Genomic DNA, 14,112 nt, shown 5'->3' with positions numbered 1-14,112 from the left:
GTTCTGGTGCAGGGGGCGGGGGGTGGGGTGGCGACGGCGCTGGTGGCGCTCGGCGCGGCCGCCGGCGCCCGCATGTGGGTGACGTCGCGGTCGCCGGAGAAGGCCTCGCGTGCGCTGGAGCTGGGCGCGGAGCGGGTGTTCGGCAGCGGCGAGCGGCTGCCCGATCGGGTCGACGCCGTCATGGAGACGGTGGGAGCGGCGACGTGGACGCACTCGCTGCGGTCGCTGCGGCCCGGCGGCGTGCTGGTCGTGTCCGGCGCGACGTCGGGGTACACCGCCGAGACGGAGCTGAACCGGGTGTTCTTCCTGCAGCTGCGGGTCCTCGGCTCGACCATGGGCAGCCGCGACGAGCTGACGCGGCTGGTCGCCTTCCTGGACCGGACCGGCCTGCGTCCGCCCATCCACACCGTGCTGCCCTTGTCCGAAGCCCGCGATGGGTTCGCCCTGATGGAGCGCGGCGACGTCGTCGGCAAGGTCGTCTTCACCCCCTGAACTCCCATGATCATCAACCTTTTGTGTCGCCTGAGCAGCGCAAAAGGTTGATGATCATGGGCTGACGTTGACACGTCGCGCGGTCGGGCCGGCCGTACGCGGCGGGGGATCACGCCGTGCTCGGCGCGCGGGGATCACCCGGCGCGTGGCGCTTGGCACGCTCCAGCGTTGCCCTTGGCACGCTGTGGGTCACCTGACGCGCCCGAAATGCCGCGATTGTGGAGCGCCCCGGCGTGCCAAGGGCGGCTCGGCCGATCAGGTGACGTGGCGGAGGTAGCGGCCGGGCGCGTCGAGGAAGGCGCGCCAGTGGCGGACGAGTTCGAGGTCGGCCCAGGCGACCTCGCGCAGGCCCCACTCGCCGGCCTCGAGGATCGTGGCGCCGGGGAGGGCGGCGACCAGCGGCGAGTGCGTCGCCACCAGCACCTGGCCGCCCGCCGCAACGATCTCCGTCAGCGCACCGACGAGCGCGAGGCAGCTACTGAAGGAGAGCGCCGACTCCGGCTCGTCCAGGCAGTAGAAGCCCGGCCGCTGGAATCGGTGCCGCAGCACGGCGAGGAAGGACTCGCCGTGGCTCAGCTCGTGGAAGACCGGGTCGCGGCTGTGCCAGCTCGGGTTGGCCTCGAGGTAGCTGAAGAACCCGTGCATGGTCTCGGCACGTAGGAAGAACCCGTCCTTCGGCGCGCCCGGCCCGCGGGTCAGCCGCAGCGCGCTCGACAGCTCCGACTCGCTGGCGCGGGTGGAGTGCCGGGCGCCGGTGGAGCCGCCCTCCGGCGAGAAGCCGTAGGCCAGCGCGACACCCTCGACCAGGGTGGACTTGCCACTGCCGTTCTCGCCGACGAGGACGGTGAGCGGCGCGAGGTCGAGCCCGCCGGACACCAGCTGGCGCACCGGCGGCAGCGTCCACGGCCAGCGGCCGAGGTCGGGGGAGAAGTCGTCGGGCGGGTCGAACTCCACCCGCCGCACCGGCCGCCGGTCGAGCAGGTTCACGACGAGGCGCGGGGCGCCCGGCGGTCCTTCACCGGCGTGCGCGGCGGTTCGACGCCCAGCCAGGAGTACCAGCCGCCGTTGAGGACGAGGTAGGCGAGCAGTCCGTAGCCGGTCTGGTCCGGGTGCAGGTCGTCGTCGGCGCGGGCGGTCTGCCAGGCGGCCTTCGCCGTCAGCGGGCCGAACGTCGAGATGTACGGGACGTCGCGGCGTTCGCACGTGCCGGCCCAGGCGGCGTCGAGCTCGCCGATCCGCTCCAGCATCGTCTCGTCGCCCACCGGGGGCGGGCCGACGACCAGGGCGGGGACGCTCAGGGAGGACAGCCCGAACTCCAGCGCCGCCGCCGAACGGGCCACCGGCACGCCGCGGGCCGCGTCGCCGATGCCGCCGGCGAGCACGACCCGGTGCTCGTCGCCGCGGGCGAAGCGGGGTGCGCACTCCATCGGCATCCGCACGACGACCTCTTCGGTGCCCTCGCCGCGCACACCCAGCGGATACGCCGTCAGCGCGACGCCAGTGGACGCCGGCGTGCGGGCGGCCACCCGGCCGACCCAGCCGAGCGCCTTCGGGTCACCGACGCCGGCGACGAAGGAGTCGCCGAAGACGCAGACCCGGACGTCGCGGGTGTCGGCCACTCAGCCGTCCTCGTCCTCGTCGTCGGCCCGGGCCAGCCAGGTGGCCAGCCGCTCGACCGGCGTCTCGAACTCGGGGTTCTCGTCGACGAAGTCGCGCAGCCGCCCGGCCAGCCAGCCCAGGGTGACCTGCTCGTCACCCCGGCGCTGGGCCAGCTCCTCGAGGCCGCGGTCGGTGAAGTACATCAGGCGAACGCGGCGTCGTGCAGCGCCTTCTGCTGCTCGATGTGGACCTGGTGGTTGCCCACCGCCGGCGACGTGCTGGCCGGCCGGGTGACCGGCGTCAACGCAATGCCGTCGGGCAGCCGCGGCGCCAGGTACAGCGCCATGAACGGCCACGGGCCCATGTTCTCGGGCTCGTCCTGGACCCAGCGGATCTCGCGCAGGTTCGGGTAGGAGGCCAACGCCGTCGCGATCTCCTGCGCCGGCAGCGGGTACAGCTGCTCGACCGGGACGATCGCGGTGTGGTCGTCCGAGCGCTTGCCCCGCTCGGCCAGCAGCTCCCAGGTGATCTTGCCGCTGCACAGCAGCGCGCGGTCGACCTTCGCCGCGTCCAGCGGCTCCGGGTCGGGCAGCACCGGCCGGAACGTCGTGGTGCCGGTGAAGTCGTCCGGCGCCGACACCGCGCGCTTGTTGCGCAGCATGGACTTCGGCGTGAAGATCACCAGCGGCTGGTGGCTGGCGCCGAGCGCCTGCGAGCGCAGCAGGTGGAAGTGCGAGGCCGGGGTGGACGGCTGGGCGACGCGGAACGCGTCCTCGGCGCCCATGAGCAGGAATCGCTCCATCCGCGCCGACGAGTGGTCCGCGCCCTGGCCCTCGTAGCCGTGCGGCAGCAGCAGTACGACGCCGGAGTACTGGCCCCACTTGGCCTCACCGGCGGTGATGAACTCGTCGATGATGGTCTGCGCGCCGTTGGCGAAGTCGCCGAACTGCGCCTCCCAGAGCACCAGCGCATCGGGCCTGGCGACGGAGTAGCCGTACTCGAAGCCCATGGCCGCGAACTCCGACAGCAGGGAGTCGTAGGCGTAGAACTTCGCCTGGGTGTCGTCGAGGTGCTGCAGCGGGAGGTACGACTCGCCGGTCCTGCGGTCGACGATCGACGCGAACCGCTGGACGAAGGTGCCGCGGCGGGAGTCCTGGCCGGCCAGCCGTACCGGGCGGCCGTCGAGCAGCAGCGCCCCGAACGCGGTGATCTCGGCCGTGGCCCAGTCGATGCCGCCCTCGGTCAGCGCCTGCGCGCGCCGCTGCACCTGCGGCAGCACCTTCGGGTGGACGGTGAAGCCCTCGGGCACGGTGAGGTAGGCGTCGGCGATCCGCTTGAGCACCTCGGGAGTGGTGGCGGTGACGACCTCGCCCTCGGGCGCCGGCTTGTCCGGGTAGCTGGGCACCGTCGTGACGCTGGTCGGCGCCGTCTGGCGGGTCTCGGCGAACACCCGCTCCAGCTGCTTCTGGTAGTCGAGCAGGACCTGCTCGGCCTCTTCGATGGTGATGTCGCCGCGGCCGATCAGCGCCTCGGTGTAGAGCTTGCGCACCGGCCGCTTGGCCTCGATGAGGTCGTACATGAGCGGCTGGGTGTAGCTGGGGTCGTCGCCCTCGTTGTGGCCGCGCCGGCGGTAGCAGACCATGTCGATGACGACGTCCTTCTTGAACGCCTGCCGGAACTCGAAGGCCAGCCGGGCCACCCGGGTACACGCCTCCGGGTCGTCGCCGTTGACGTGGAAGATCGGCGCCTGCACCATGCGCGCGACGTCGGTGGAGTACATCGACGACCGGGACTGGTCGGGCGACGTGGTGTAGCCGACCTGGTTGTTGACGACGACGTGCACGGTGCCGCCGGTGCGGTAGCCGCGCAGCTGGGAGAGGTTCAGGGTCTCGGCCACCACGCCCTGGCCGGCGAACGCGGCGTCGCCGTGCACCAGGATCGGCAGCACCGGGAACTCCTCGCCGCGGTCGAGGATGTCCTGCTTGGCCCGGGCGATGCCCTCGAGCACCGGGTTGACGGCCTCGAGGTGGCTCGGGTTCGCCGTCAGCGACACCTTGATCTTCGAGCCGTCGAGCGCGGTGAACTCACCGTCGGCGCCCAGGTGGTACTTGACGTCGCCGGAGCCCTGGACTGTGCGCGGGTCGATGTTTCCCTGGAACTCGCCGAAGATCTGCGCGTAGCTCTTGCCGACGATGTTGGCCAGCACGTTGAGCCGGCCGCGGTGCGCCATGCCGATGCAGGCCTCCTGCAGCCCGGCCTCGGCGGCGGCCTCGACCACCTCGTCGAGCACCGGGATCAGTGACTCGCCGCCCTCGAGCGAGAACCGCTTCTGCCCGACGTACTTCGTCTGCAGGAAGGTCTCGAACGCCTCGGCCTGGTTCAGCTTGAGCAGGATGCGCAGCTGGTCCTCGCGCGGGGTGAGGTCGACCGGCTTCTCCACCCGCTCCTGGATCCAGCGCCGCTGGTCGGGCTCCTGGATGTGCATGTACTCGATGCCGACGGTGCGGCAGTAGGCGTTGCGCAGCACGCCGAGGATGTCGCGCAGCAGCATGAACCGCTTGTTGCCGCCGAACGAGCCGGTGGCGAACTCGCGGTCGAGGTCCCACAGCGTGAGGCCGTGGGTGCTGACGTCGAGGTCGGGGTGGGTGCGCTGCTTGTACTCCAGCGGGTCGGTGTCGGCCATCAGGTGGCCGCGGACCCGGTAGGCGTGGATCAGCTCCAGCACCCGGGCCTGCTTGCTGACCTCGTCCTCGTGGCTGTGCGGGACGTCGGTGGCCCAGCGGATCGGCTCGTACGGGATGCGCAGCGCGCGGAAGATCTCGTCGTAGAAGCCGTCCTGGCCCAGCAGCAGCCCGTGCACGATCCGGAGGAAGTCGCCGCTCTGCGCACCCTGGATGATGCGGTGGTCGTAGGTGCTGGTCAGCGTCATCGTCTTGGAGACGCCCAGCCGCGCCAGGGTCTCCGGCGCCGCGCCCTGGTACTCGGCCGGGTACTCCATGGCGCCGACGCCGATGATGGTGCCCTGGCCCTTCATCAGCCGCGGTACGGAGTGGACCGTACCGATGGTGCCGGGGTTGGTCAGCGTGATGGTCGTGCCCTGGAAGTCGGCGACCGTCAGCTTGTTGTCGCGGGCGCGCCGGACGACGTCCTCGTAGGCGGCCCAGAACTCGGCGAAGTTGAGGTGCTCGGCGCCCTTGATCGACGGCACCAGCAGCTGCCGGGTGCCGTCGGGCTTCTTCATGTCGATCGCGAGGCCGAGGTTGACGTGCGCGGGCTTGGCCAGCGCGGGCTTGCCGTCGTTGTCGGCGTACGCGTAGTTCATGTCCGGCATCTGGTGCAGCGCCTTGACCAGCGCGTACCCGATGATGTGGGTGAAGGACACCTTGCCGCCGCGGGACCGGGCGAGGTGGTTGTTGATGACGATGCGGTTGTCGACGAGCAGCTTGGCCGGGACGGCGCGCACGCTGGTCGCCGTCGGGACCTCGAGGCTGGCCTCCATGTTGGTGGCCGTGCGCGCCGGCGCGCCGCGCAGCGGAGCGATCTCGGGCTGGTCTGCGGCGCTGTCCTGGGCCGGCTGCGGCGCGGGCTTCGCGGGCTGCGCCGGGGTCGGCCGCTGCGGCGCGGCGGTGCTGCTCTTCTGCTGCGCCGGTGCGGCCTGCGACGGTGCGGGCTGCGCCGGAGCAGCGGCGGACGTGGAAGTCACGGAGTTCCTCGTGGTGGACGTGGCAGTGGCGGTCGATGCGGCGCCGGCGGCCTTGCGCTCGGCGAAGAACTCCGCCCACTGGGGGTCGACGCTTGACGGGTCTTCGAGCCAGCTCTCGTAGAACTCCTCGACGAGCCACTCGTTCGGTCCGAATCCCGATTCCGGGCCGGTGCGGGCCACTGTCGCGTTCGCCTTCTTCCGTTCGAATCTTCGCGGCTGCTCTGGTACAGGGTAGTCGCGGTGGCCGACTCCGCGCATCGGCGCAATCGTGGCCTAGATCACTCGGTGCCTCAAGTCGAGATCCTGCTCTCCGGCCGCCGCGGCTCCGGGGCATCCCGGAGCGGTCCCGGAGATGCCAGTCTGGGCCTTCTGCCCCGGCCTCGACGGCCGTTACGCTGGCCGCGAACCGTCCCTGGAGGCGCCGTGATCGACCAGTACGTGGCCCAGTTGCGCCGCGAGGTCCGCGGTCCGCGGCTGCCCCGGCGCGGCATGCTGCGCGAGCTGCGCGACGGGCTGCGCGACGCCGCCGACGCACACCGGTCGGCCGGCGTCGACGACGCCGAGGCCGAGCGGCTCGCCGTCGAGGAGTTCGGGCCGCTCGAGGCGGTCGCCGCCGCCGTCCGCGCGGAGCTGGCCGCGGTGGCCGCGCGCTACCTGGCCGGGCTGATCGCCGTCCTCGGATCGGTGCAGTTCGCGCTGTCGACCTACACCTGGACGACTGCGGCGGCCGCGCAGGGCTGGCCGGAGCCGGCGCCGTGGTACGGCGTGCTGTCGCGCGCCGTCGACCTCTCCAGCTTCGCGTTCATGGGACTGGCGGCGCTCGCCGTGCTGGCGCTGGGCCGCGGCGCCCGGTTGCTGCCGACCCGCCGGGTGGTGCGCGTCGTCGCCGTCGTGACGCTGGTCGACGTCGTCCTGCACGTCGCCAGCGGGGTCGTCCTGAGCGCCTACGCGCCGGCCAGCGTGGCCGAGTGGAACGGGCCGTGGCTCGCGGCGATGTCGCTGCTCTCGGTCGGCTCGACGCTGTGGATCGCCTGGCTGGCCGTCAGCTGCCTGCGGCTGACCTCACGCCGGTCCGATGATGGCGTTCATGACGGAGCTGATCTCGCTCCAGGCCTGCTGCTGCGCGGCTAGGTGGGCCCGGCCGGACCGGGTGATCTCGTACGTGCGCCGCTTGCGGCCGCCGACGGTGTCCCAGGCGCTGCGCAGGTAGCCCAGCCGCTCCAGCCGTCGCAGCGCCGGGTAGAGCGTGCCGGTGGGCAGGTCGACGGCGCCCTCGCTGCGCGCGTGCAGCGCCTCGGAGACGCCGTAGCCGTGCAGCGGCCGGTCGCGGACGACGGCGAGGATCATCGCGTCGAGGTTCCCGCGCAGGGCGTCGGCCTTCATGTCGGTAGTCTACGCATCATCATGTAGCCTCGCTACATGTAGACAGCCGGTTAAGAGAGGAGGCGGGCGAGGATGGACGTGCTGGACCTGTCGCGGCTGCAGTTCGCGTCGACGGCGATCTTCCACTTCCTGTTCGTGGTGCTCACGCTGGGCCTGGCGCCGGTCGTGGCGTTCTTCCAGACCCGCTGGGCCATCTCCGGCGCGGAGGTGCACGAGCGGCTGACCCGCTACTGGGGCCAGCTCTACGTCGTCAACTACGCGATGGGCATCGTCGTCGGGCTGGCGATGGAGTTCCAGTTCGGCCTGCACTGGAGCGGTCTCATGACGTTCGCCGGCGACGTGTTCGGCGCGCCGCTGGCCACCGAGACGCTGGTCGCGTTCTTCCTCGAGTCGACCTTCCTCGGCCTGTGGATCTTCGGCTGGGGCCGGCTGAACCGCTGGGTGCACACGACGCTGATCTGGCTGGTCGTGCTGACGGCGTACCTGTCGGCGTACTGGGTGATGGTCGCCAACGGGTTCCTGCAGGACCCGGTCGGCCACGTCGTCGAGAACGGAGTCGCCCGCATCGACGACCTCGGCGCGCTGCTGACCAATCCGCAGGCCGTCGGGGCGCTGTTGCACATCGTCCCGGTCTGCCTGCTGACCGGGAGCGTCGTCATGGTCGGCATCTGCTCGTGGCACTTCCTGCGCGGCACACCTGACGTCGACTTCTTCCGCCGCTCGCTGCGGGTCGCGGTCGTCGTGGGCGCGGTGGCCGCCGTCTTCGCCGTCGGCAACGGGTTCGCGCAGTTCGGCCATCTCACCGAGGGCAAGGAGCTGGCGCTGGGCGGGTCGGCCGCCGAGCGGGCGCAGTTCCAGGCCGAGATGGAGGCGCTGCACGGACCCGGCGACTGGACGCCGCCGACCTGGATCTCCTTCGCCTGGCCGCTGATGGAGATCAGCGGGACGCTGTACATGCTGCTCTTCCTCGGGCTGCTGCTCTTCCTGATCAAGAACGCGTTCGACCGTGCGCGGCCGGCCTGGCTGCGCCGGTTCTGGCACCGCTTCCACGTGTGGACGCTGCCGTGGCCGTTCGTGGTGGTCGCCTGCGGCTGGCTGCTGCGCGAGGTGGGCCGGCAGCCGTGGGTCGTGTACGGCGAGCTGACGACGGCCGACGCGGTCTCGTCGCACTCGGCCGCGACGGTGCTGACCAGCCTGCTGGTCTTCGGCGCGCTGTTCGCGACGCTGGCGGTGCTCGACTGGTGGCTGATCGCCCGGCTGGCCCGGCGCGGCCCGCACGACCTGCTGCTGGGGTCCGACGGGTCCGGCGGCGCCGACCGCGAGCCGGTCCTCGTGGGGAGGTCCTGAGGTGGACGTGCTGTGGCTGGGGTTGCTGGGAGTGCTGCTGGCCGGCTGGTCCGTGCTGGACGGCGCCGTGCTCGGGCTGGGCGGGTCGCTGCGGCGGCTCGGCCGCGACGACGCGTCGCGCCGGCTGCTGCTGACGGCGCTGGGACCGTTCCTGCTCGGCGGCGAGGTGTGGCTGGTCGCGGCGGCCGGAATCCTGCTCGGCGCCTTCCCCGGACTGGAGAAGGACCTGCTGACGGCCGCCTACCCGGTGGTCGTCGGGCTGGTGGTCGCGTGGATCCTGCGCGACATCGGGATCTGGTTCCGCAGCCGGCGCCCTTCGTCGCGGTGGCGGGGCGGGTGGGAGCGGGTTGTGGTCGTGGCAAGCACGGTCATGCCGTTCGCCTGGGGCCTGCTGCTGGCCGTCGTCGCCCAGGGGGTGCCGACGGACGGGCGAGCGGGTGTTGAGACACTGGTCGGGCCGTATTCACTGTTGTGGGGGGCCGTCGTGGTCGCCGCGTTCGCGCTGCACGGCGCGGTGTTCGCCGCGCTGCGGCTGCCGCCTGAGTACCGTGCGGGCGCTGCCGGGACGGTGCGCGTGGCGGGGCGCTGTGCCGCCGTGCTGCTGGGCGCGCTTGCGGTGGCGACGCCGGTGTTCGCGTCCGACGCCGACCGGCCGTGGTTCGGCGCCGCGGTGCTCGCCGTCGGCGCTCTGGCGGCTCTGCTGGCCATGCGGCTGATGGCGCGCGGGCGGGACGGCTGGGCCTACGTGTGCACCGCGGCCGCCGCGGCCGCGCCGGTGCTGGCCGCCGGCGCCGCGTCGGCGCCGCGCCTGCTGGACGGGCTGGCTACGCCGGCGACGCTGGACCTGCTGACGGTGCTCGTGCTCCCGCTGGTCCCGGTGCTGCTGGCCGTGCAGGCGTGGACGTGGTGGACGTTCCGGCATCGCGTCGGCGTCGGATCGGCGGTGTTCTTCTGAATCGGCTCGCCCGCCGGCTGCTGGCCGGACTGCCCGCGTTCCGCGTCGTCACCGTCGTCTTCACGGTGCTGGCGGTGGCGGCAGCGGCGGCGATCCTGGTGCAGGCCGAGCTGCTGGCGCGGCTGCTCGCCGACGGCGTGCTGTCCGGCCCGTCGGTTTCGTCGGCCGCCGGGCTGCTCGGGCTGCTGGCCGGCGTGTTCGCCGTCCGGGCCGGGCTGTCGTGGGCCCAGCAGGCGCTGGCCCAGCGGTCCGCGGCGTCGGTCAAGGCGGCGCTTCGGCGGCAGGTGCTGCGGCGCACCCAGGAGCTGGGGCCGGGCTGGCTGTCCGGCCAGCACACCGGCGGGCTGACGACGACGCTCGGCCGCGGCCTGGACGCGCTGGACCCGTGGTTCACCGGCTACTTCCCGCAGCTGTTCCTCGCCGCGGTGATCCCGGTCGCGGTGCTGGTGCGGATCGCCGTCGCCGACCTCGCGTCGGCCCTGATCATCCTCGTGACGTTGCCGCTGATCCCGATCTTCGGCGCGCTGGTCGGCATGTCGACGAAGCGGGCCACCGAGCGGCAGTGGCGGGCGCTGGAGCGGCTGGGCGGGCACTTCCTCGACGTCGTCGCCGGGCTGCCGACACTGCGGGCGTTCGGCCGGGCCAAGGCGCAGGCCGAGCAGGTCCGCCGGATCGCCGACGAGCACCGCTCGGCCACCATGGGCACGCTGCGCATCGCGTTCCTCTCCTCGCTCGTGCTGGAGCTGGTCGCGACCTTGTCGGTCGCGCTGGTCGCGGTGCCGATCGGGCTGCGGACGCTGAACGGCGGCCTCGGCCTGGAGGCGGCGCTGCTGGTGCTGCTGCTCGCGCCGGAGGCATATCTGCCGCTGCGGGTGCTCGGGTCGCAGTTCCACGCCAGCACCGAAGGGCTGGCGGTCGCGGAGCGCTGCTTCGCGGTCGTCGACGCCTCGGGCGGGCCGCGCCCGGTCGGAGGCTCGGCCGCGCCCGACGCCGCCGCGGGCGTGCGGTTCGAGGACGTCACGGTCCGCTATCCCGGCCGGGACGAGGCGGCGCTGGACGGTGTGTCCTTGGCGCTCGCGCCGGGGGAGCGGGTCGCGCTGGTCGGGCCCAGCGGCGCGGGCAAGAGCACGCTGGTGAACGTGCTGCTCGGGCTGGTGCCGCCGACGTCCGGGCGGGTCCTCGCCGGCGGCGTCGACCTGGCCACTTCCGATCTCGAGGCGTGGCGGCGGCAGCTGGCCTGGGTCCCGCAGCGGCCGCACCTGTTCGCCCGCACCGTCGCCGAGAACATCCGGCTGGGCCGGCCCGACGCGACCGACGACGAGGTCGTCCGGGCCGCGACGCTGGCACACGCCGACGAGTTCGTCCGCCGGCTGCCGCAGGGGTACGAGACGCCGCTGGGGGAGCGCGGCGCCGGGCTGTCGGCGGGACAGCGGCAGCGGATCGCGCTGGCCCGCGCGTTCCTCCGCGACGCGCCCCTGTTGCTGCTGGACGAGCCGACCGCCGGCCTCGACGCCGGCAGCGAGGCGGTCGTCGTCGAGGCGACCGCGCGGCTGATGGCCGGCCGGACCGTGCTGGTGGTCGCGCACCGCCCGGCGATGGTGCTCGACGCCGGCCGGGTCGTGACGCTCGAGCACGGCCGGATCGCCGGCCCGGCGCTGTCCGCGGGGGTGCGCTGATGCTGCGCCGGATCGCCGGACTGCTCCGCCCTCACCTCGCCCGGCTGCTGCTCGCGGTGTCCGCGTCCGTCGCCACCGAGCTGGCCGCGCTGGCGCTCATGGGCACCGCCGCCTGGCTGCTGGCCCGCGCCGCCGAGCAGCCGCCGCTGGCCGCGCTGTCGCTGGCCATCGTCGGAGTGCGGGCGTTCGCGACCGGCCGCGGTGTCTTCCGCTACGCCGAGCGACTGGCCAGCCACGACGCCGCCCTCCGCGCGCTGGCGACGCTGCGTGGCAAGGTGTACGACTCGCTGGTGCCACTGGCGCCGTCGGGGCTGCCCGCGTACCGCAGCGCCGACCTGCTCAGCCGCATGGTCAACGACGTCGAGGCCGTGCAGGACGTGGTCGTGCGGGTGCTGGTGCCGGTCAGCACCGCGATCGTCGTCGCCGGAGTCGCGGTCGGCGTCTGCGCCGTCCTGCTGCCGTCCGCGGCCGTCGCGCTGGCCGCCGGACTCGCGCTGGCCGGGCTGGTCGTGCCGCTGCTCATGGTGGCGACGGCGCGCCGCACCGCCCGGCGGCTGGCGCCGGCCCGGGCCGAGCTGGCCGCGCACCACACCGACCTGCTGCAGGGCAGCGCCGACCTCGCGGTTTTCGGCGCGACGGCGACCGCCCTGGACTCCGCCGAGCGGGCGAGCGCGCGACTGGCCCGGCTGGAACGGCGCACGGCCCTGACGACGGCGCTCGGCGGCGCCGCGGCGATGCTGATCCAGGGCGTGACGACGGTCGCGGTGACGGTGCTGGCGCTGGACGCGCGGTCGTCCGGCGGTCTGGCCGGCGTCATGGTGCCGGTCGTCGCGCTGGTCGCGCTGATCTCGTTCGAGCCCGTGCTGCCGCTGGTGCCGGCGGTGCAGCGGCTGCTGGAGTCGCGGGCGTCGCTGCGCCGGGTGCTGGCGGTGCTGGACACGCCGGCGCCGGTGGCCGAGCCGGGCGCGGCCGCGCTGCCGGCCCCGTCGGCGCCGGTCACCGTCGAGGCGCGCGGCCTGTCGGTCCGCTATCCCGGCGCGACGGTGGACGCCGTCGACGGTGTTGACCTCACGCTGACGCCGGGCCGCCGGGTCGCCGTCGTCGGGGCCAGCGGCTCGGGCAAGAGCACGCTGCTGGCCTGCCTGATGCGCTTCATCGAGCCGTCGGCCGGGACGGTGCTGCTGGGTGGCCGTCCGGTCCAGGAGTACGACGGCGACGACGTGCGCGCCGTCGTCACCGGCGTCACCCAGGACGCGCACCTGTTCCACACGTCGATCCGCGAGAACCTGCGGCTGGCCCGGCCGGACGCCACCGACGACGAGCTGCTGGCGGCGCTGGAGACGGCGCGGCTGCGGGACTGGGTCGAGTCGCTGCCGGCCGGGCTGGACACGCTGGTCGGCGAGTCCGGCGGGCAGGTGTCCGGCGGGCAGCGGCAGCGGCTGGCGCTGGCCCGCGCGCTGCTGGCCGACCCGCCGATCGTGCTGCTCGACGAGCCGACGGAGGGACTGGACCCGCGCACCGCCGACGAGCTGATGACCGACCTGCTCGCGTCCACCCGCGGCCGCACGACGGTCGTCGTCACCCACCGGCTGGCCGGGCTGGACGCCGTCGACGAGATCGTGGTGATGGAGGCCGGGCGGGTCGTGCAGCGCGGCACGCACGCCGACCTCGTCGCCGCCGACGGCCCCTACCAGGACCTGTGGTGGGCGTCGCGGCCGGTCAGCTCGCCGTCGTAAGGGCGCGGGAGAGGTCGGCCCAGAGGTCGTCGACGTCCTCGATGCCGACCGAGAGCCGGATCAGCGACTCGTCGACCGTCGGGCTCTCCGTGGGCCAGCGCCGGCGCCGCTCCAGCGACGACTCGACGCCGCCGAGGCTGGTCGAGTGCACCCACAGCTCGACGGCGTCGACCACGGCGTCCGCGCCGGCCGCGCCGCCGGTGACCTCGATCGAGCACATGGTGCCGAAGCCGGGGTAGCGGACGACGTCGACCGCGCGGTGCGCGCGCAGCCGTGACGCCAGCTCCGTCGCGGTCGCCTCGGCCTTCTCCAGCCGCACCGCCAGCGTCCGCAGGCCACGCAGCGCCAGGTAGGCCTCCATCGGGCCTGGGATCGCGCCGTGCAGCCGGCGGTGGGCGTCCAGCCGGCCGTTCGCGTCGTCGTCGGCCGTGACGACCGCGCCGAGCACGACGTCGGAGTGGCCGGACAGCAGCTTGGTGACGCTGTGCACGACGATGTCGGCGCCCTGTTCCAGCGGCCGCTGCCGCAGCGGCGTCGCGAACGTGTTGTCGACGACGGTGAGCGCGCCGGCCGCGCGGGCCGCCCTCGCCACCGCCGCGACGTCGGCGACGTCGAGGTTCGGGTTCGTCGGCGTCTCCAGCCAGACCATCGCCGCGCCCTTCGCCGCCGCGGCGATCCCGTCGGTGTCGGTGACCGGAAGCTGCCGCAGCGTCAGCCGGCCCTGCGCCGCCCGCTCCCGCAGCTGGTCCAGCACCCCCAGGTACGCACAGTCGGGCGCGACGACGACCGCGCCCTCGGGCAGCAGCGAGAACACGGCGCTGGACGCCGCCAGGCCGGACCCGAACGTCAGCGCGCGGCCACCCTCCAGGTCGCCGAGCACGGTCTCCAGCGCCGTCCACGTCGGGTTGCCGTAGCGGCCGTACCCGACGTCGCCGCCGGCGTGGTAGGTCGAGGCGAACGTGACCGGCTCGGACAGCGCCGCGTCGGCGGTGCGGGCCGGGCGGCCGGCGGTGACGACGCGGGTGGCGGGGGACTCTGGCATGGCGTCAGTATCGGTCACGTCGCCGAGAGCGTCAGCGTCACCGTCGCCGTGCGCTCCTCGCCCGGCCCGATGGTGATCTGCGTCCCCGTCGTCGACCGGACGCCGGACACACCCGCGTCGGGCCAGCTGGTCGCGGGCTCCAGCGCGACCACGTACGCGTTGCCGTACCACGGAAAGCC

At 73.5% G+C, this 14,112-nt stretch carries 12 protein-coding genes; 6 read left to right on the top strand and 6 right to left on the bottom strand.

Annotated elements, in window-relative coordinates; genetic code table 11:
* The coding region (locus C1I92_RS31230) for a zinc-binding dehydrogenase (protein WP_146605356.1) at window positions 1-492 on the top strand (492 nt) is incomplete at its 5' end.
* A 255-nt stretch (window positions 493-747) separates the two neighbouring features.
* Here the strand turns inward: C1I92_RS31230 and C1I92_RS31225 are convergent.
* From C1I92_RS31225 to C1I92_RS31210, 4 genes are read right to left on the bottom strand one after another with little or no spacing between them, the layout of a single operon-like run.
* The gene (locus C1I92_RS31225; protein ID WP_233507492.1) at window positions 748-1,479 is read right to left on the bottom strand and encodes an AAA family ATPase; all 732 of its coding nucleotides are present in this window, start codon (window positions 1,477-1,479) and stop codon (window positions 748-750) included.
* The gene (locus C1I92_RS31220; protein WP_111258535.1) at window positions 1,476-2,111 is read right to left on the bottom strand and encodes a GDSL-type esterase/lipase family protein; all 636 of its coding nucleotides are present in this window, start codon (window positions 2,109-2,111) and stop codon (window positions 1,476-1,478) included. Before C1I92_RS31220 ends, C1I92_RS31225 begins: the two co-directional genes overlap by 4 nt.
* Window positions 2,112-2,294 carry a DUF6104 family protein gene (locus tag C1I92_RS31215; RefSeq protein ID WP_111258534.1) on the bottom strand — a complete coding sequence of 61 codons (183 nt, stop codon included), beginning with the start codon at window positions 2,292-2,294 and terminating at the stop codon, window positions 2,112-2,114.
* On the bottom strand, window positions 2,294-6,052 hold the full coding sequence (locus C1I92_RS31210) for a multifunctional oxoglutarate decarboxylase/oxoglutarate dehydrogenase thiamine pyrophosphate-binding subunit/dihydrolipoyllysine-residue succinyltransferase subunit (RefSeq protein ID WP_111258533.1): 3,759 nt from the start codon (window positions 6,050-6,052) through the stop codon (window positions 2,294-2,296). Before C1I92_RS31210 ends, C1I92_RS31215 begins: the two co-directional genes overlap by 1 nt.
* Window positions 6,053-6,217: 165 nt before the next feature.
* Here C1I92_RS31210 and C1I92_RS31205 point away from each other — a divergent pair, with 165 nt between their 5' ends.
* Complete coding sequence (locus tag C1I92_RS31205; RefSeq protein WP_111258532.1) at window positions 6,218-6,925, top strand: permease prefix domain 1-containing protein; 708 nt, start codon at window positions 6,218-6,220, stop codon at window positions 6,923-6,925.
* Here the strand turns inward: C1I92_RS31205 and C1I92_RS31200 are convergent.
* Window positions 6,857-7,177, bottom strand: a complete 321-nt coding sequence (locus tag C1I92_RS31200; RefSeq protein WP_111258531.1) for a PadR family transcriptional regulator — start codon at window positions 7,175-7,177, stop codon at window positions 6,857-6,859. The two genes, C1I92_RS31205 and C1I92_RS31200, sit on opposite strands and share 69 nt — an antisense overlap.
* Before the next feature lie 72 nt (window positions 7,178-7,249).
* On the opposite strand from C1I92_RS31200, the gene C1I92_RS31195 reads away from it, so the two are divergent.
* Genes C1I92_RS31195 through cydC form a run of 4 tightly spaced genes read left to right on the top strand, consistent with a single transcriptional unit; the run spans window position 7,250 to window position 12,891 of the window.
* Window positions 7,250-8,524: a cytochrome ubiquinol oxidase subunit I gene (locus tag C1I92_RS31195; protein ID WP_111258530.1), complete on the top strand. Its 1,275-nt coding sequence runs from the start codon at window positions 7,250-7,252 to the stop codon at window positions 8,522-8,524.
* A 1-nt stretch (window position 8,525) separates the two neighbouring features.
* Window positions 8,526-9,479, top strand: coding sequence for a cytochrome d ubiquinol oxidase subunit II (locus C1I92_RS31190; RefSeq protein WP_111258529.1), 954 nt, complete (start codon window positions 8,526-8,528; stop codon window positions 9,477-9,479).
* Entirely contained in the window at window positions 9,476-11,155 is a 1,680-nt protein-coding gene (gene cydD / locus C1I92_RS31185) for a thiol reductant ABC exporter subunit CydD (protein WP_438940546.1), read from the top strand. Before C1I92_RS31190 ends, cydD begins: the two co-directional genes overlap by 4 nt.
* Entirely contained in the window at window positions 11,155-12,891 is a 1,737-nt protein-coding gene (gene cydC / locus C1I92_RS31180; RefSeq protein ID WP_111258527.1) for a thiol reductant ABC exporter subunit CydC, read from the top strand. The genes cydD and cydC overlap by 1 nt, the downstream gene beginning before the upstream one ends.
* Here cydC and C1I92_RS31175 read toward each other — a convergent pair.
* A complete protein-coding gene (locus C1I92_RS31175) occupies window positions 12,875-13,933 on the bottom strand; it encodes a trans-sulfuration enzyme family protein (RefSeq protein WP_111258526.1) in 1,059 nt (352 codons plus the stop codon). The two genes, cydC and C1I92_RS31175, sit on opposite strands and share 17 nt — an antisense overlap.
* Window positions 13,934-14,112 lie beyond the last annotated feature (179 nt).

The sequence above is a fragment of the Jiangella anatolica genome (assembly GCF_003236295.1).
Classification (GTDB): Bacteria; Actinomycetota; Actinomycetes; order Jiangellales; family Jiangellaceae; genus Jiangella; species Jiangella anatolica.
The sequence above is the reverse complement of the archived record's forward strand: the minus strand, read 5'-3'. Positions and strand labels throughout refer to the sequence as shown.

Coding starts and splice junctions, on each gene's coding strand:
- C1I92_RS31195 (WP_111258530.1), top strand. CDS start 7,250: ATGGACGTGCTGGACCTGTCGCGGCTGCAGTTCGCGTCGACGGCGATC.
- C1I92_RS31200 (WP_111258531.1), bottom strand. CDS start 7,177: ATGAAGGCCGACGCCCTGCGCGGGAACCTCGACGCGATGATCCTCGCC.
- C1I92_RS31210 (WP_111258533.1), bottom strand. CDS start 6,052: ATGCGCGGAGTCGGCCACCGCGACTACCCTGTACCAGAGCAGCCGCGA.
- C1I92_RS31175 (WP_111258526.1), bottom strand. CDS start 13,933: ATGCCAGAGTCCCCCGCCACCCGCGTCGTCACCGCCGGCCGCCCGGCC.
- C1I92_RS31215 (WP_111258534.1), bottom strand. CDS start 2,294: ATGTACTTCACCGACCGCGGCCTCGAGGAGCTGGCCCAGCGCCGGGGT.
- cydC (WP_111258527.1), top strand. CDS start 11,155: ATGCTGCGCCGGATCGCCGGACTGCTCCGCCCTCACCTCGCCCGGCTG.